This window comes from Citrobacter sp. Cpo074, from assembly GCF_030332745.1.
Lineage (GTDB): Bacteria > Pseudomonadota > Gammaproteobacteria > Enterobacterales > Enterobacteriaceae > Citrobacter > Citrobacter portucalensis.
In genome coordinates, this window is the sequence record NZ_JAOWHG010000027.1 from 15,447 (window position 1) to 31,804 (window position 16,358).

Here is a 16,358-nt window from a genome sequence, read left to right on the forward strand (position 1 = left end):
CAACGTTAGCAAAAGCGCCAGTAAAAACGTGCGTTATCCCGTAAAGAGTTTGCCATCCCGGACAAGATCGCGCGGGTAGCTATTCTTCAGTCGCGATCCAATGCGTTTTGCCAGACCGATCGGCTGATGCTGGAACGTAACCAGTACGTCATCAGTCGTCGGTGCGGTTTGCGGGTAAACATCTCTACCGCGATACCACTCTTCCGCTTCGGCAAGGGTCAGTTCGAATGCATGGCTGTGGTTCGGGTCGGCGAGGGCGATAACGGCCTCATGCTGCCAGCGATACCCTTTATTGTGGGTTTCGGCCAGTTTGATCCCAAGTCGAGAAAAGCGAACCTTGCCAATCAGAGGTTCAATTTCAGTTGGGAACAGCCAGATCTCTTTATCGCGCTGCCACAGGCGCAAATTATCTTCCCACTGCAGTCCACAAGCGTTCGCGGCTTGCGTGACAAGCGCAGACTCGCGCCCTTTAAGCGGGCTAAACGGGAAGTTACCGACTTTGTACTTCGGCGCAGGTAGTGCAGGGATTGCAGCTATTTTGCGCAAACGCGCAACGAAGAAACCTTCGCAATCGTAAATCTGCGGGAATACATGCAGGAATCCTTCCGGCGTCAGGGCGCGTTCGGCCTGCGGAAATAAATCGTCCAGAGGTAAAAACTCGACGGCATCAGGGTAGGTCTCAATCAACCACTGCATGATATTTTCATTTTCGTCACGATTAAGCGTACAGGTCGAGTAAACCAGTGTGCCACCGGGACGTAGGGCGTGGAAGGCGCTGTCGAGCAATTCGCGCTGGGTTGCGGCAATTTCCAGATTACTTTCTACAGACCAGTTTTTTAGCGCATCGGGGTCTTTACGCACCACGCCTTCACCGGAACACGGTGCGTCGAGCAATATGGCATCAAATGATTCCGGCAACGCAGCGCCAAATACGCGTCCGTCAAAATGGGTCAGGGCGACGTTGGCTATCCCGCAACGACTGATATTGGCATGCAGTACTTTGACGCGACTGGCAGAAAACTCATTCGCCAGAATGGCGCCTCGATTATTCATTTTTGCGGCAATTTGCGTGGTTTTGGAGCCGGGGGCTGCCGCAACATCCATTACGCGTTCCGGGGTATTGCCTTCGGCGAACAGTGCTGCGACTGGCAGCATTGAACTGGCTTCCTGAATATAAAACAGGCCGCTTAAATGTTCTGCGGTGCTGCCGAGCGGCACTGACTCTTCATCATCGCGCTCGATCCAAAAGCCTTCAGCACACCAGGGAACCGGAGTGAGAGACCAGTTGTAAGGTGCTGTCAGTGCGAGGAAATCGGCAACGGAGATTTTCAGCGTATTGATGCGAATGCTGCGGCGCAACGGGCGCTGACAGGCAGCGAGAAATTCATCGAATGAGAGCGTGGAAGGCATTGCTTCACGCATTTGAGTCAGAAAGGCGTCGGGAAAATAAGCCACTTGGTACCACCGGCAAAAAAACAGGTGCGCAGTGTAGCATAAGTGCTCCGGCGCGAGTACGCCGGAGCAAGTGGAGAGATTAACGTGGCAGGGCGGTTCCCCATTCACGCCACTCTTTTGGTTCGCTTTCCAGCAACAGGAAGTGTTTACCGGCCTGTGCTTTCGGAGCCAGCGGTGTACCTGGTGGAGTCGCGAAGGCGATGCCGCCGCGGATGAACTGATTGAAGGTACCGGTCTTCACGACACCGCCGGTCAGGCCGAAGTCGAGATTGTAGCCGGATGCCAGCCAGAACACGGAGTTGTTGCGTACCAGATGCTGATAGCGTTGGCTAATGCGCATGGCAACCATCACACGATCGGAAAGCGAGCCCAGCGTCAGCCCGGTGACGGTCCCCACTTCAATACCTCTGAACAACACCGGGGTTCCGATATTCAGCGAACCTGCTTCTGGTGCTTCAACCACAATACTCAGACCATCGAGGTAACGAGAGTCGGTAATGGTGGCTTCCTGCAGCTCAAAATCACGGCGCGGATTACCGCGTCCTGGTTCAACGTTGATATACGGCTGCAGGATTGTATCCAGATGCTCCACGCCCGCTGCCGAGATTTGCGGGGTGATCACGGAGAAACGGGTACCGCTTCGCGCGAAGGTCTGCACGTATTCCGGGTACAGAACCGCTTTTGCCTGAACTTCGTTACGGGCGGTGATCAGCTCAAGCGTCTGGATCTGTCCGATATCGATTCCCAGGTAGCGAATCGGCATGCCTGCAGCGAGTTTACCGGCATCGAACGCATGCAGCGTTATCTGGCCGCCGACCGCACGCGCGGCGGTTTCCGAAGCATACAGAATACGCTTGTCGCCTTTACGTTGGCTGGCGCTGGCACCGCTTAAATTATCGAAGCTAATCGCCCCTTTCAGCGCGCGTGAAAGGGGAGATGCCTGTACGGTTAATCCGCTGCCGTTAAGCTGAACTTTTGCTCCGCCTTCGGCCCAGAACACGCTGTTGCTGGTCAACAGGTTGCGATATTCCGGTTTGATATGCAGATCGATATCAAACGCATCGGCGCGAGGACGAACGCTAATCACTTCACCGACCTCGAATTTGCGGTAAAGCACCACCGAGCCAGCCTGTACATCAGGTAGCGTTTCGGCGCTCAGGCTGACCGTAGTGGTTGGCAGATCGCTCAGACTGTTTTCAATCGCTTTCTCCAGGTTAGCGTAAAGCGGGTAGCTTTTTTTCATTTCACCCTTAGTACCGGGCAAAATACGAATGCCGCCGCTGAGCCATTCACTGGCGCTGGCGCCAAGGAACTCCACGCCATCAAGTCCGACTTTGACATCCACGCGGCTGTTCACCACGAACTTACTGTCACCCTGCACCAGGTCACGATGCTGTGGTTCAACAGCAACGGTAAATGAGACGCCTTTGCTGGAAAGCGTACGCTCAATCACCTGACCGACCTGTACGCCGTGAAGAATTAGCGGCTGGCCAGCATCAATACCGTAACTCTCCGGCGCGGTCAGCGTAAACGTCATGACGCCTGGGTCGTGTAACAACGACTTCTCAGCGGGAATAACGACAAACTGGTTACGCGGCTCGCCTTCGCCAGGTACCAGCTCGAAAGTTTTACCTGTTAGCAGCGAACTGAGATTCACATCGCTTAACGATAATTTAGGGCTGTGTAACTCAATTCGTGTGTTGTCACGCAGCAGCGTTACGACGCTGGGATCGACCGTCATTTCGCCGGTGACTTTACCGCCTGGGTTTAAATCCAGTTTTGTGAGCTGACCGACTTCTAATCCTTGATACATCAGCGATGTTGAGCCTGCTTTGAGTCCATCTCCGCTGGGTAAATCAAGCTTGACGATTACTCCACGCTGACTGTGCGCGAGATCCTGATATAGACCAAACGTGTCGTCTGCCGCAGCAGGTTTTGAGTCTTCGGGTGAATCAAAAGCAATGGCACCGTTGACCAGCGCCGCCAGACTCTCCAGTTTTACCTTCGCACCGCTAAGGCTGACATCCGCATTTACACCGGAGACGTTCCAGAAGCGGCTGCCTTTTTTCACCAGATTGGTGAAGCGACGTTCAATCAATACATCGATGGTTACGCCCTGATGGTTCGGGTTGATGGTGTAGTCATAGACCCTGCCCACCGGAATCTTACGGAAATAAACCAGTGAACCGCTATTAAGCGATCCGAGATCAGGGGCGCGCAGATGCAACATTAAATCGCCATTATCCAGACGATACTTGGGCTGGGTGTCGAGGGCGACGAAATGATCCTCGGCCTCGCCAGTACCGGGCATCATGCCGATATAGTTGCCGCCAACCAACGCATCCAGACCAGAAACCCCAGCAAGCGACGCCTTCGGCGTGACCAGCCAGAACTGGGTATCTTTGCGCAGAGCATCTTTCATGCTCGATTTGATGCTGACGCGGACTTCAATTTTGCGCAGATCTTTGCTGAGGTTGATATCCTGTACCGTGCCCACTTCAACGCCCTGATAACGAACGGGAGTACGGCCTGGCACAATGCCGTCCGCAGACATAAAGTCGATGGTCACGGTATTGCCGCGATCTTCATAGCTTCCCCAGATAAGCCATCCTGCGATCATCAGCGCGATGAACGGCAGCAGCCAGAACGGGGAGATACGGCGTTTTGTTTTAATCTGCGCTTCAGTCTGCGAAGCGGGCGTTTCCTGACTCATGTGCATCCCAAAGTAAGCGGCTGTCCAGCCATTCCACAGCAAGAATAGTCAATATTACCGCTGCGCCGAAATAAAACGCAGCCGGTCCCATAGTAAAAGCAAGTATCTGATCGCGATTTATCAGCGACATGGTTAACGCGATAACAAAGAGATCGAGCATTGACCAGCGGCCAATCCAGGTCACCATACGCAGTAGTTTTATACGGGTGCGCAACCCTTGTTCACAATTAAAGTGGATGCTGAATAGCAACGTAAACATCACAATCACTTTGGTGAATGGCACTAATATACTGGCGATAAACACGATCGCCGCTACGCCGACATTACTGTTTGCCAAAGAGATTATGCCTGACAGAATTGTGTCTTCCTGTCGGCCGCCGTTGACATAAATTATCGAGATGGGCAGCAGGTTAGCGGGCAAAAGCAGGACAATCGAGGCCAGCAGTGCCGCCCAACACTTTTGGATACTTTGATTTCTGCGCCAGCGCAACGGGATATGGCAGCGAGGGCAGCGACCGCGGGCATCCGGATAACCTGTAAAATGGCAGCCGAGGCAGACGCGGAGCTTTTCATCGGGCCGACGAGCCGGTCTTTGCGGGTAGAAACGGTCCCAAAGCTGCTCAACGTTAAGATGTGACAGCGTCAAAATACTGAGGATCACCAGCGCAATAAAAGCAAACAGCCCCACGCCAGGCTGCAAAAAAGCATAGTCCTGAACCTTGATTGATGCGACGCCGATACCCACCAGGTAAATATCGAGCATCACCCACTCTTTGAGCCTTTCCAGCATCAGCAGCACCGGGCGCAGGTTCATCCCGAGAATATTACCAAACCACAGATAAGCGATTGAGGTCACGAGAATTAGTGGCGCACCAGCGACGCAAAAAAGCACGAAGGAGGCGGTGAGGGGATCACCTTGTCGGGTCATTTGCCAGATGCCTTGCATCACATTGGCATCAATGCGCACGCCTAATAAATAGATGTGCAGGAGTGGCTCTCCCCAGGCAAAGGGCATCAGCAGCAACATGGTGAAAGCCATTGCCGCCAGTCGCGTTAACGACCAGTCGCGTCCGTCACGAATTTTTGCCTGGCAGCGTGGGCAAAAGGCACTTTGGTGCGAACGCATTTTAGGCAAGCTAAATATCAGGTCACATTCAGGGCAGCGATGATAATGTGCACGAGGTAGTGCCTCACCGATGGACCTGATGGCTATTTTTTTAGTTGGCGTGATGCGTGGTGTCGTTAAGGCCATGTATCGCGAATCAAATTGTTGAAGTAATGTTATCTTAACTCATGACGGGAATGATCTTGAGCATTAACGCATTTAATGTTTATTTTAGTAGGCTGCAGTTTTAAGTAAGACAACTAAGTGATTATATAATGAACAAAATAGAGCTATACACGGATCTGAACCGTGATTTTCAGGCATTGATGGCAGGTGAAACCAGTTTTCTGGCAACGCTGGCGAATACCAGTGCATTGTTGTACGAGCGTCTTGCAGAAGTGAATTGGGCCGGTTTTTACCTGCTTGAGGACGATACGCTGGTGCTTGGTCCCTTCCAGGGCAAAATTGCCTGCGTGCGGATCCCGGTAGGGCGCGGTGTGTGCGGTACCGCAGTGGCGCAGAACCAGGTTCAGCGTATTGAGGACGTACATGCTTTTGATGGGCACATCGCCTGTGATGCCGCCAGCAACGCTGAAATCGTCCTGCCGATCGCTGTCGACAATCAGATAATCGGCGTGCTGGATATTGATAGCACGGCATTTGGCCGCTTTACTGAAGAAGATGAACAAGGTCTGCGTACGCTTGTGGCACAGCTTGAAACCGTGCTTGCAACGACGGATTACAAAAAATTCTTTGCGCGCGTCGCAGGATAATCAACGGATAACGTAGCAATTACTGATGACGTCATTATAATGTCGCCTGTTCATGCCTGCGCTTGTTGGCTACGTCCGTTGTAATCAGGAAATTTCATGGAAAATCAACCTAAGTTGAATAGCAGTAAAGAAGTCATCGCGTTTCTGGCCGAACGCTTCCCGCAGTGTTTTAGTGCGGAAGGCGAAGCGCGCCCACTGAAAATTGGCATTTTTCAGGATCTGGTAGAGCGTGTTGAGGGTGAAATGAACCTCAGCAAGACGCAGCTCCGTTCTGCCTTACGTCTCTATACTTCAAGCTGGCGCTATCTGTATGGCGTTAAATTGGGCGCAACGCGTGTTGATCTCGACGGCAACCCTTGTGGTGAGCTGGATGAACAACATGTTGAACATGCTCGCAAACAGCTGGAAGAAGCTAAAGCCCGTGTTCAGGCGCAACGCGTAGAGCAACAGGCGAAAAAACGCGAAGCGGCCGCTGCCGCCGGTGAAAAAGAAGACGCACCGCGTCGCGAGCGTAAGCCGCGTCCTGCACCGCGTCGTAAAGAAGGTGCTGAGCGTAAACCTCGCGCTGAAAAACCAGCAGCAAAAGCACCGCGTGCTCCTCGCGAAGAACAGCATACCCCGGTATCTGATATTTCAGTACTGACGGTAGGGCAGTCTCTGAAGGTGAAAGCAGGAAATAATGCGATGGATGCCACCGTATTAGAAATCACCAAAGATGGCGTCCGTGTACAGCTGAATTCGGGTATGTCTTTGATTGTACGCGCAGAACACCTGGTGTTCTGAAACGGAGGCCAGGCCTGGCATGAACACTTTTTTTAGGCTTACTGCGTTAGCTGGTCTGCTTGCATTAGCAGGCCAGGCACTTGCTGTGGAAGACATCACGCGTGCCGATCAAATCCCCGTTTTAAAGGAAGAAACCCAGCATGCGACGGTAAGCGAACGTGTGACGTCGCGTTTTACGCGATCACACTATCGCCAGTTCGATCTGGATCAGGCGTTTTCGGCAAAAATTTTTGACCGCTATTTGAATTTGCTCGACTACAGCCACAACGTGCTGCTGGCGAGCGATATCGAACAGTATGCAAAAAAGAAAACGGTCCTCGGCGATGAACTGCGCACCGGCAAGCTGGATGTCTTTTACGATCTCTATAATCTGGCGCAAAAACGCCGATTTGAACGTTATCAGTACGCATTAAGCGTACTGGCACGTCCAATGGATTTCACCGGTAATGACACCTTTAACCTCGACCGAAGCAAAGCGCCGTGGCCGAAGAGCGAAGCAGAGCTTAATGCGCTGTGGGACGGCAAGGTTAAATTTGACGAACTCAGCCTGAAGCTGACCGGTAAAACCGATGCGGAAATCCGCGAAACGCTGACGCGCCGCTACAAATTTGCGATTCGCCGTCTGGCGCAGACCAACAGCGAAGATGTGTTCTCACTGGCGATGACAGCGTTCGCCCGTGAAATCGACCCGCATACTAACTATCTCTCTCCGCGCAATACCGAGCAGTTCAATACTGAAATGAGCTTGTCTTTGGAAGGTATTGGCGCGGTTCTGCAGATGGATGATGACTACACCGTCATTAACTCCATGGTGGCAGGTGGTCCGGCAGCCAAGAGCAAAGCGATCAGTGTTGGCGATCGTATTGTCGGCGTCGGGCAGACGGGCAAGGGCATGGTCGATGTGATTGGCTGGCGTCTGGATGATGTCGTAGCACTGATCAAAGGACCTAAAGGCAGCAAGGTGCGCCTTGAAATTCTGCCTGCCGGTAAAGGTACCAAGACGCGCACCGTGACGCTAACGCGTGAACGTATCCGTCTCGAAGACCGTGCCGTTAAAATGTCCGTGAAAACCGTTGGCAAAGAAAAAGTCGGCGTACTGGATATTCCTGGTTTCTATGTTGGCCTGACTGATGATGTCAAAGTCCAACTGCAGAAACTGGAAAAACAGAACGTCAGCAGCATCATCATCGATCTGCGTACCAACGGCGGTGGAGCGCTGACCGAAGCGGTTTCGCTTTCTGGTCTGTTCATTCCTTCCGGTCCGGTGGTTCAGGTTCGTGACAATAACGGCAAAGTGCGTGAAGACAGCGATACCGACGGCGTTGTGTACTACAAAGGCCCGCTGGTGGTATTGGTCGATCGCTTCAGTGCCTCGGCATCGGAAATTTTTGCCGCGGCAATGCAGGATTATGGCCGTGCGCTGATCGTCGGTGAACCGACCTTTGGGAAGGGCACCGTACAGCAGTATCGCTCCCTGAATCGTATTTACGATCAGATGCTGCGTCCGGAATGGCCTGCGCTGGGTTCTGTTCAGTACACGATCCAGAAATTCTACCGCGTAAACGGTGGCAGCACGCAGCGTAAGGGTGTTACGCCAGATATCATCATGCCGACAGGTAATGAAGAAACTGAAACCGGCGAGAAGTTTGAAGATAACGCGCTGCCGTGGGACAGCATTGATGCGGCGACCTACACCAAGTCAGATAATCTGACGCCGTTCGGACCTGAATTGCTGAAAGAGCACAATGCACGTATTGCGAACGATCCTGAGTTCCAGTACATCATGAAGGACATTGCGCGTTTCAATGCGATGAAGGATAAGCGCAACATCGCTTCTCTGAATTACGCTCAGCGTGAAAAAGAGAATAACGAAGATGACGCAATGCGTCTGGCGCGTATTAACGATCGGTTCAAGCGTGAAGGCAAACCGCTGCTGAAGAAACTGGACGATCTACCGAAGGATTACCAGGAACCGGATCCATACCTGGATGAAACGGTAAAAATCGCGCTCGACCTGGCGCATCTTGAAAAAGAAAAGCCAGCGGAACAGCCCGCAACCAGTCAATAACCTCGAACAGGCACAAGAAATTGTGCCTGTTTTTTTAACAAGTGCATGAAGACGTCAGTCTGATACGATAAAATGTAAAGTTGTGTCTTTCTGGTGACTTAGCACCTATGGATGCTTGAAAATAGTCATAAGACCCATACGATATGGGTAATCGCATAGTGCGTTTTGTTAAATTGAGGTTAAAAGAAAATTATGATGCGAATCGCGCTCTTCCTGCTGACGAACCTGGCTGTGATGGTCGTTTTCGGGCTGGTATTGAGCCTGACAGGGATTCAGTCAAGCAGCGTTCAAGGCTTGTTGATCATGGCACTGCTGTTTGGTTTTGGTGGTTCCTTCATTTCGCTGCTGATGTCCAAATGGATGGCGTTAAAGTCCGTTGGCGGGGAAGTGATCGAACAGCCTCGCAATGAAAGAGAACGCTGGCTGATGAATACAGTCGCGAACCAGGCCCGCCAGGCCGGGATCGCTATGCCGCAGGTTGCAATCTACCATGCGCCAGATATTAACGCGTTTGCTACCGGTGCGCGCCGGGATGCCTCGCTGGTGGCTGTAAGTACTGGCCTGTTGCAAAACATGAGTCCGGATGAAGCCGAAGCGGTTATCGCGCATGAGATCAGCCACATTGCTAATGGCGATATGGTTACCATGACGTTAATTCAGGGTGTGGTGAACACTTTCGTTATCTTTATCTCACGTATTCTGGCGCAGATTGCCGCTGGGTTTATGGGCGGCAACCGCGATGAGGGAGAGGGTAGCAACGGTAACCCGTTAATCTACTTTGCGGTAGCAACGGTACTGGAGTTGGTATTTGGTATTCTGGCGAGCATTATTACGATGTGGTTCTCACGTCATCGTGAATTCCATGCGGATGCAGGCTCAGCGAAACTGGTGGGTCGTGAAAAAATGATCGCCGCGCTACAGCGCCTGAAAACCAGCTATGAGCCGCAGGAAGCGACCAGCATGATGGCGTTCTGCATCAACGGTAAATCCAAATCGTTGAGTGAGCTGTTTATGACTCACCCGCCGTTGGACAAACGTATTGAAGCGCTGCGCAGCGGTGAATACCTGAAATAATTGGCAGCAGACTTAAAATAAAAAGCGCGTCGACAGACGCGCTTTTTTTATGCCTGAACTCGCGGTTGTGTGATACGTAAGCCACTCACGATTGCGGCTAGCGAAGCCAGAATACCCGCTGTTATCAGCGAAACGTGTGTTCCGCTGTCGCCAAACTGATTTAGCATCAGCGCAACCAGTGCGGCCCCGGTACTCTGGCCCAGTAAACGCGCCGTTCCAAGCATACCGCTCGCGCCTCCGCTACGATCACGCGGCGCGGAGGTGATGATGGTGTGATTATTCGGTGACTGGAACAAGCCAAAACCCGCACCGCACAAAATCATTGGCCAGATGATATTAAAATCAGAAGGTGATGCGGGCAGCAACACCAGCGAAAACAGCCCACACGCCATTACTGCCATGCCCAGCGCGCCCAGCAGACCCGCATGAACACGTTCAATCAAATATCCCGCCAGTGGGGCCATCACCATGGTTGCCAGCGGCCACGGCGTCAGCAGCAGGCCCGTTTCAACCTCGCTGCGCCCGAGAACCGTTTGCATGAAAAAGGGGAGAGAAACCATCGCCAGCATCTGTGCGCTGAATGAACAGATTGAAGTACAAATAGAGAGTGAAAACAGCGGAATGCGTAGCAGATCAACCGGTAATAACGGTACTGGCAATGCGAGTTGGCGGCGGATAAAGAAAAACCCTACCACAAGAAGACCCACAAGTTCAGCACCAATCAGTTTTAGCGACTGTCCCTGTGCAAATCCGCTGAGTGCCGTGATTAACAAACCGAATGTTAAGGCGTTCATCACTGCGCTGGGCAGATCGAAGCGCGGTTTATTGCCACGTGATGAATTGGGTGGCAAAAAACGCATAGCCAGTAGCAGGGCGATGATCCCCAGTGGAACGTTAATCAGGAATAGCCATTTCCACGAGGCAATAGAAAGAATAGCCGCCGCAATAGTCGGACCCGCTGCCGAGGATACAGCCACGATAAAGGAGTTAATACCCATTCCGCGGCCAAGCTGGCGCTGAGGATAAATGAGTCGGATCAATGCCGTATTAACGCTCATCAGCGCCGCGCCGCCAAACCCCTGAGCCACGCGCGCTAACGTCAGCATATGCAGCGAGTCTGACAAGGCACAAAATAGCGACGCGAACAGAAACACGACCAGACCACACTTATAAATGCGTCGGTAGCCAAACATATCACCTAAAAAAGAGAGCGATAACAGCGAAACAACGATCGCAATTTGGTAGGCGTTCACAATCCAGATTGAGCTGGCGGGTGAGGCCTGAAGATCGGTGGCGATAGTGGGGAGGGCAACGTTCGCTATTGCGCCGTCGAGTACTGCCATAGAGATGCCAATAACAATGGTTAAAATTGCGCCGTATCGCTGAGGCAATGGCAGACCATCGGTCTGAGTTTTTTCCATAGGAAGTCAATATTGTCGGAATTTATGATGAGAATAATAATTTTAGCATTGATATTCAGGCGTTAGGTCGCAGATTTGTAACTAAGTAAGCAAAGAGCGATTGCGAGGGCTGATACGTGAAATTATAATAAAAACCGGTTCTGATTTTTATAAAACACTCGAAAGGGGTGATAAATGGCAATCGCAGATCTGGATAAACAACCTGATTCTGTATCTTCCGTGCTGAAGGTTTTTGGCATCCTGCAGGCGCTGGGTGAAGAGCGCGAAATTGGTATTACCGAGTTGTCGCAACGCGTCATGATGTCGAAAAGCACCGTTTATCGCTTTTTGCAGACCATGAAAACGCTGGGCTATGTGGCACAAGAAGGGGAGTCTGAGAAATACTCACTGACCCTGAAACTATTCGAGCTGGGTGCTCGCGCGTTACAAAACGTCGATCTTATCCGTAGCGCTGATATTCAGATGCGCGAACTTTCGCGCCTGACCAAAGAGACAGTACACCTTGGCGCACTGGATGAAGACAGCATCGTCTACATTCATAAAATCGACTCCATGTACAATCTGCGCATGTATTCTCGCGTAGGTCGCCGTAATCCACTGTACAGCACGGCTATCGGTAAAGTTCTGCTGGCATGGCGTGACCGCGATGAAGTGAAGCAAATTCTGGATGGTATTGAGTACAAACGCAGTACCGACCGTACTATTACCAATACTGATGAATTGCTGGTACTGCTGGATAAAGTCCGTGAGCAGGGCTACGGTGAAGACAACGAAGAACAGGAAGAAGGTCTGCGCTGCATCGGTGTGCCGGTGTTTGACCGTTTCGGTGTGGTGATTGCAGGCTTGAGTATTTCATTCCCGACGCTGCGTTTCTCAGAGGAACGTTTGCACGAGTATGTGGCGATGCTGCATACGGCTGCGCGTAAAATTTCAGAACAAATGGGTTATAACGACTATCCGTTCTAATCTGGCGTAATAGCGTCAACTTAAAAACCCCAGGTATTTTTGTATCTGGGGTTTTTTATGAACAGTCATAACGTTAGTTGGTGCAAATAACGTAGCGTATGTATTGTTGCTATATTAACCGTTATCAATAATGACCGTACTTTTTCTTAGCAAAGGGCAATCCGACAGGCCAATGATACCGCTGTTTGTGTGGACGTATTGTGCGGTGCTGGTTCCGCGGGCGGTCAGATATTGGCATTGTAAGCCCAGACCCGCTGCATTCTCCTTACTTCCAATCAAAATTCCGTAGCCGCTCAGTAATAAACCGATCCAAACCAGAGCTAACAACACAATAGCGCGGATTATCAGACGCATTACAACCTCTTATCTTTTCTCGTTATTATTAGATTAGCCTGTACATGGGATGAAACAAGTGAATCATTCCTAAAAAGATTGAATGCCGATACAGTTAACGCTGGGTTTAGGTAACGCATGATAATTTATAGACATAAGATGTAGATTCGAAGAGTGGAGCTGGAGTGAAAAAAATTCGCTGGGTAGTGCTGATAGTTGTCGTGCTGGTATGCATACTGATGTGGGCGCAAGTGTTCAACATCATGTGCGATCAGGATGTACAATTTTTCAGCGGTATTTGTGCCATCAATAAATTTATTCCCTGGTAAGCGCATTTTTGCCACAGTTGATTACCTTCTTGTGCGGCAGTGGTAAACTACGCTGTCTACATTGAGGTGGTGAAATGAACGAAGTTTTGAATTCTGGCGCGTTGAGTTTGGCGTCTTTGGCTGTATCGGTGGTGATTCTGGTTGTCGGGCTTGTACTGTGGTTTTTCGTCAATCGGGCAAGTTCGCGTACTAATGAGCAGATTGAGCTGCTTGAAGCATTGTTAGATCAGCAAAAAAGACAGAACGCATTGCTCCGTCGCCTTTGCGAAGCTAACGAACCTGAAAAAGCAGCAGAGCCTGCTGCGGTCACAGCGAAGGATGAAGATGATGACATCATCCGCCTGGTAGCTGAGCGGTAAAAACGGTATGACAGGGTGAGGATCTGTTGCTTTTGTTCTCAGATGTTTCATCCTGTCACCAACGTGCCAGATTATTTTCTTCTGTATATGTCGTGTAATTAGCACTCTGATACGCGTGTAAACTCAGTATTTTCAGATGCTCCAACCAATTAATATCTTATCCCCGGTCTGATATAAATATAATTTCCCATACGATAAAAATATGATTATGTCATTTTTGTGATAGCGATCGTTTTATTAACAGCGAAACGTTTCTCTTACTTTTTTTGTGCATTGTCATCATTCTTTCATTATTTTGGTGCAAAAGCAGAAGGCGGATCTCATTTTTACGCTTGTGACATTTTATGCATTACTAAGCATAAAAAATGATATCCGGCACACCCTGTAACAGCTAATCTGGAACAACCGAAGCTATTGAGCTATGGTAGAAATGTCCCGGCTATGGTGCAAGCCAGGCGGGGGATGGGGCGAGAGGCGGGAATATAACACTACTCGGTGTGGCGCATAACTGTGCAGTTGCTGTTTGATGAACGACGGGATTTGTGCGACCGATCGAGACACGTTTAAAAATGGCTTGCCATTATTAACGTTGTATGTGATAACACGTTTTGGGTTAAACGAGGTACAGTTCTGTTTATGTGTGGCATTTTCAGTAAAGAAGTCCTGAGTAAACACGTTGACGTTGAATACCGCTTCTCTGCCGAACCTTATATTAGTGCCTCAAGCAGTAATGTCTCAGTTTTATCTATGTTATGCCTGCGGGCGAAGAAAATACTCTAAGGAATTTTGCAAATGGCAAAGATTAAAGGTCAAGTTAAGTGGTTCAACGAGTCTAAAGGTTTTGGTTTCATTACTCCGGCTGATGGCAGCAAAGACGTGTTCGTACACTTCTCCGCTATCCAGGGTAACGGCTTCAAAACTCTGGCTGAAGGCCAGAACGTTGAGTTCGAAATTCAGGACGGCCAGAAAGGTCCGGCTGCTGTTAACGTAACAGCTATCTGATCGACACCACTGATTTGAAGCGCATATGCGCAACCATCTCAGATATAAAGCCTCGCCTATGCGGGGCTTTTTAATTCAAAATACGTCTAAATATTTCTAAATGCCCTTCCATTAGCGCTTTGTTGCAAAGGCGTGATGTTCGTAGCATAGTTTTCCCCGCTTTCTTACGACATTTCTCGTTAAATCAGACACCTGAAAAACTATCTTGCTGGAGACCAGGTGAAAAAGAAAAACGACGGCGACGCGCGCAATTTTACTCCCGTACGTTTTGCCCTGCTTTGTGTGGCAATATTATTGAGTCTGGGGTTGCTGCTGGGTCGGGTTGCGTGGCTGCAAATTGTCACGCCGACGAGTCTGGTGAAACAGGAAGACATGCGTTCGTTACGTGAGGTAACTATTGCCTCGCCGCGCGGGATGATTACCGACAGAGAAGGGCGACCGCTGGCGGTAAGTGTTCCGGTTAACGCCGTATGGGCCGATCCTAAGACCATCATCAGCAAGGGAGGCGTGGGTTACAACGAACGCTGGCAGGCTCTGGCAAGGACTCTGCATTTGTCACTGAGCACTCTGGCGGAACGCGTTAACAGTAATCCTGGCGGACGTTTTATTTATCTGGCACGACAAATTTCCCCTCAGCAGGCTGAGTGGGTCGATGATCTTAATCTCCCGGGCATCAACCTGCGCGAGGAATCCCGCCGGTTCTATCCCGCAGGCCACGTAGCGGCGAATCTCATTGGTTTTACCAACATTGATGGACAAGGCATTGAAGGGCTGGAAAAGAGCTTTAATAACCAGCTGATGGGTAAACCTGGCTCCCGTCTGGTACGTAAAGACAAATTTGGCCATGTCATTGAGAATATCACCGAAGTTACGCCTGTACCTGCACACGAATTACAGCTCAGCATCGACGAGCGTCTGCAGACGGTCACCGAAGATGCGTTGGACAATGCCGTTACGTGGAATAAAGCAGAATCAGGAGCCGCAGTGCTGGTCAACATTGCTACCGGTGAAATACTGTCCATGGCGAGCTTTCCTGACTTCAACCCCAATAATCGTGATGGCGCGGTACTGGATGATTTTCGTAACCGTGCAATTAGCGATACGTTTGAACCCGGTTCAACCGTTAAACCGCTGGTGATCATGACTGCACTCCAGCAGGGGATAGTACAACCCGACAGCGTGATTGATACCCATCCTTTTTACCTTGATGGGCATCGTATTCGTGACGTCGGATTTTACCCGGAACTGTCGCTGACCGGAATTTTGCAGAAATCGAGCGATACCGGCGTGTCGCACCTTTCATTGGCTATGCCTGTCCAAAAATTGCTGGATACCTATAAAAGCTTTGGTTTTGGCGATCCAACCGGACTGGGATTAACCGGTGAAAGCAGCGGTTTGATGCCTCAGCGCCGCTACTGGAGCGATTTGGATCGCGCGACCTTTGCATTTGGTTATGGGTTAATGGTAACGCCGCTGCAGTTGGCGCACGTATATGCAACCATTGGTAGTTTTGGTATCTATCGGCCCCTTTCGATTACCCGTATTGACCCGCCGGTAATCGGTACCCGAGTGATGCCGGAGGCGCTGGTTCACCAGGTTGAACATATGATGGAAAGCGTTGCGTTACCCGGTGGTGGGGGAACTAAAGCCGCGGTCAGGGATTATCGCGTGGCGGTTAAAACAGGAACGGCAAAGAAAATTGGTGATGACGGTAAGTATGTCGATAAATACGTGGCCTACACGGCAGGCGTTGCGCCAGCGAGCGACCCGAAATTTGCACTGGTGGTCGTCATCAATAATCCGCAAAACGGTGCTTATTATGGTGGGGCTGTCTCTGCGCCTGTCTTCAGCCAGATAATGGGTGATGTCCTGCGTCTGGAGAACGTTAAACCGGATGGCATGCCTGCTGACTCCGATCATCTGCTGGTGATGCACGGCAGCAACGTATCCTCGCCGTCGTTGTAAGTTATTTTCCCA

At 50.7% G+C, this 16,358-nt stretch carries 15 protein-coding genes; 10 read left to right on the plus strand and 5 right to left on the minus strand.

The genetic code is table 11. The features are described 5' to 3' along the window. Positions 1-33 precede the first annotated feature (33 nt). The 3 genes from rsmF to yebS form a co-directional block, all read right to left on the minus strand. Positions 34-1,455 carry a 16S rRNA (cytosine(1407)-C(5))-methyltransferase RsmF gene (gene rsmF, locus OGX83_RS04705; RefSeq protein ID WP_286587446.1) on the minus strand — a complete coding sequence of 474 codons (1,422 nt, stop codon included), beginning with the start codon at positions 1,453-1,455 and terminating at the stop codon, positions 34-36. A 79-nt stretch (positions 1,456-1,534) separates the two neighbouring features. Next, complete coding sequence (locus OGX83_RS04710) at positions 1,535-4,168, minus strand: PqiB family protein (protein ID WP_063940870.1); 2,634 nt, start codon at positions 4,166-4,168, stop codon at positions 1,535-1,537. Beyond that, positions 4,137-5,420, minus strand: coding sequence for a membrane integrity lipid transport subunit YebS (gene yebS / locus OGX83_RS04715; protein WP_032943765.1), 1,284 nt, complete (start codon positions 5,418-5,420; stop codon positions 4,137-4,139). The genes OGX83_RS04710 and yebS overlap by 32 nt, the downstream gene beginning before the upstream one ends. A 128-nt stretch (positions 5,421-5,548) precedes the next feature. On the opposite strand from yebS, the gene msrC reads away from it, so the two are divergent. The 4 genes from msrC (at position 5,549) to htpX (ending at position 9,971) form a co-directional block, all read left to right on the plus strand. Next, the gene (gene msrC, locus OGX83_RS04720; protein ID WP_003833782.1) at positions 5,549-6,046 is read left to right on the plus strand and encodes a free L-methionine (R)-S-oxide reductase MsrC; all 498 of its coding nucleotides are present in this window, start codon (positions 5,549-5,551) and stop codon (positions 6,044-6,046) included. A gap of 96 nt (positions 6,047-6,142) precedes the next feature. Then, a complete protein-coding gene (gene proQ / locus OGX83_RS04725; protein ID WP_286587448.1) occupies positions 6,143-6,829 on the plus strand; it encodes an RNA chaperone ProQ in 687 nt (228 codons plus the stop codon). 19 nt (positions 6,830-6,848) lie between these two features. Next, positions 6,849-8,897 carry a carboxy terminal-processing peptidase gene (gene prc / locus OGX83_RS04730; protein WP_048235216.1) on the plus strand — a complete coding sequence of 683 codons (2,049 nt, stop codon included), beginning with the start codon at positions 6,849-6,851 and terminating at the stop codon, positions 8,895-8,897. Between the two features lie 192 nt (positions 8,898-9,089). Continuing rightward, entirely contained in the window at positions 9,090-9,971 is an 882-nt protein-coding gene (htpX, locus tag OGX83_RS04735) for a protease HtpX (RefSeq protein WP_003034964.1), read from the plus strand. A 47-nt stretch (positions 9,972-10,018) separates the two neighbouring features. Here htpX and OGX83_RS04740 read toward each other — a convergent pair whose 3' ends face one another. Continuing rightward, positions 10,019-11,392: an MFS transporter gene (locus OGX83_RS04740; protein ID WP_286580110.1), complete on the minus strand. Its 1,374-nt coding sequence runs from the start codon at positions 11,390-11,392 to the stop codon at positions 10,019-10,021. A 174-nt stretch (positions 11,393-11,566) separates the two neighbouring features. On the opposite strand from OGX83_RS04740, the gene kdgR reads away from it, so the two are divergent. Continuing rightward, entirely contained in the window at positions 11,567-12,358 is a 792-nt protein-coding gene (gene kdgR / locus OGX83_RS04745) for a DNA-binding transcriptional regulator KdgR (RefSeq protein WP_003833778.1), read from the plus strand. Positions 12,359-12,472: 114 nt separating this feature from the next. Here the strand turns inward: kdgR and OGX83_RS04750 are convergent, their stop codons facing one another. Then, positions 12,473-12,712 (minus strand): YobH family protein, encoded by a 240-nt coding sequence (locus OGX83_RS04750; RefSeq protein ID WP_003034975.1) that lies wholly within the window; start codon positions 12,710-12,712, stop codon positions 12,473-12,475. 164 nt (positions 12,713-12,876) lie between these two features. Between OGX83_RS04750 and mgrB the strand changes: the two genes are divergently transcribed. The 5 genes from mgrB to ftsI2 all read left to right on the plus strand — a co-directional run bounded on the left by mgrB (position 12,877) and on the right by ftsI2 (position 16,346). Then, a complete protein-coding gene (mgrB, locus tag OGX83_RS04755; RefSeq protein ID WP_003034977.1) occupies positions 12,877-13,020 on the plus strand; it encodes a PhoP/PhoQ regulatory lipoprotein MgrB in 144 nt (47 codons plus the stop codon). Between the two features lie 74 nt (positions 13,021-13,094). After that, on the plus strand, positions 13,095-13,379 hold the full coding sequence (locus tag OGX83_RS04760) for a YebO family protein (RefSeq protein ID WP_003833774.1): 285 nt from the start codon (positions 13,095-13,097) through the stop codon (positions 13,377-13,379). Between the two features lie 636 nt (positions 13,380-14,015). Further along, a complete protein-coding gene (locus tag OGX83_RS04765) occupies positions 14,016-14,159 on the plus strand; it encodes a DUF2627 domain-containing protein (RefSeq protein WP_003034983.1) in 144 nt (47 codons plus the stop codon). 12 nt (positions 14,160-14,171) lie between these two features. Continuing rightward, positions 14,172-14,381, plus strand: coding sequence for a transcription antiterminator/RNA stability regulator CspE (gene cspE, locus OGX83_RS04770; protein ID WP_001062678.1), 210 nt, complete (start codon positions 14,172-14,174; stop codon positions 14,379-14,381). Positions 14,382-14,600: 219 nt separating this feature from the next. Beyond that, the gene (gene ftsI2 / locus OGX83_RS04775; RefSeq protein WP_003833773.1) at positions 14,601-16,346 is read left to right on the plus strand and encodes a peptidoglycan DD-transpeptidase FtsI2/PBP3(PARA); all 1,746 of its coding nucleotides are present in this window, start codon (positions 14,601-14,603) and stop codon (positions 16,344-16,346) included. Positions 16,347-16,358 lie beyond the last annotated feature (12 nt).

Coding starts and splice junctions, on each gene's coding strand:
- OGX83_RS04710 (WP_063940870.1), bottom strand. CDS start 4,168: ATGAGTCAGGAAACGCCCGCTTCGCAGACTGAAGCGCAGATTAAAACA.
- yebS (WP_032943765.1), bottom strand. CDS start 5,420: ATGGCCTTAACGACACCACGCATCACGCCAACTAAAAAAATAGCCATC.
- msrC (WP_003833782.1), top strand. CDS start 5,549: ATGAACAAAATAGAGCTATACACGGATCTGAACCGTGATTTTCAGGCA.
- proQ (WP_286587448.1), top strand. CDS start 6,143: ATGGAAAATCAACCTAAGTTGAATAGCAGTAAAGAAGTCATCGCGTTT.
- prc (WP_048235216.1), top strand. CDS start 6,849: ATGAACACTTTTTTTAGGCTTACTGCGTTAGCTGGTCTGCTTGCATTA.
- htpX (WP_003034964.1), top strand. CDS start 9,090: ATGATGCGAATCGCGCTCTTCCTGCTGACGAACCTGGCTGTGATGGTC.
- OGX83_RS04740 (WP_286580110.1), bottom strand. CDS start 11,392: ATGGAAAAAACTCAGACCGATGGTCTGCCATTGCCTCAGCGATACGGC.
- kdgR (WP_003833778.1), top strand. CDS start 11,567: ATGGCAATCGCAGATCTGGATAAACAACCTGATTCTGTATCTTCCGTG.
- OGX83_RS04750 (WP_003034975.1), bottom strand. CDS start 12,712: ATGCGTCTGATAATCCGCGCTATTGTGTTGTTAGCTCTGGTTTGGATC.
- OGX83_RS04760 (WP_003833774.1), top strand. CDS start 13,095: ATGAACGAAGTTTTGAATTCTGGCGCGTTGAGTTTGGCGTCTTTGGCT.
- OGX83_RS04765 (WP_003034983.1), top strand. CDS start 14,016: ATGTGTGGCATTTTCAGTAAAGAAGTCCTGAGTAAACACGTTGACGTT.
- cspE (WP_001062678.1), top strand. CDS start 14,172: ATGGCAAAGATTAAAGGTCAAGTTAAGTGGTTCAACGAGTCTAAAGGT.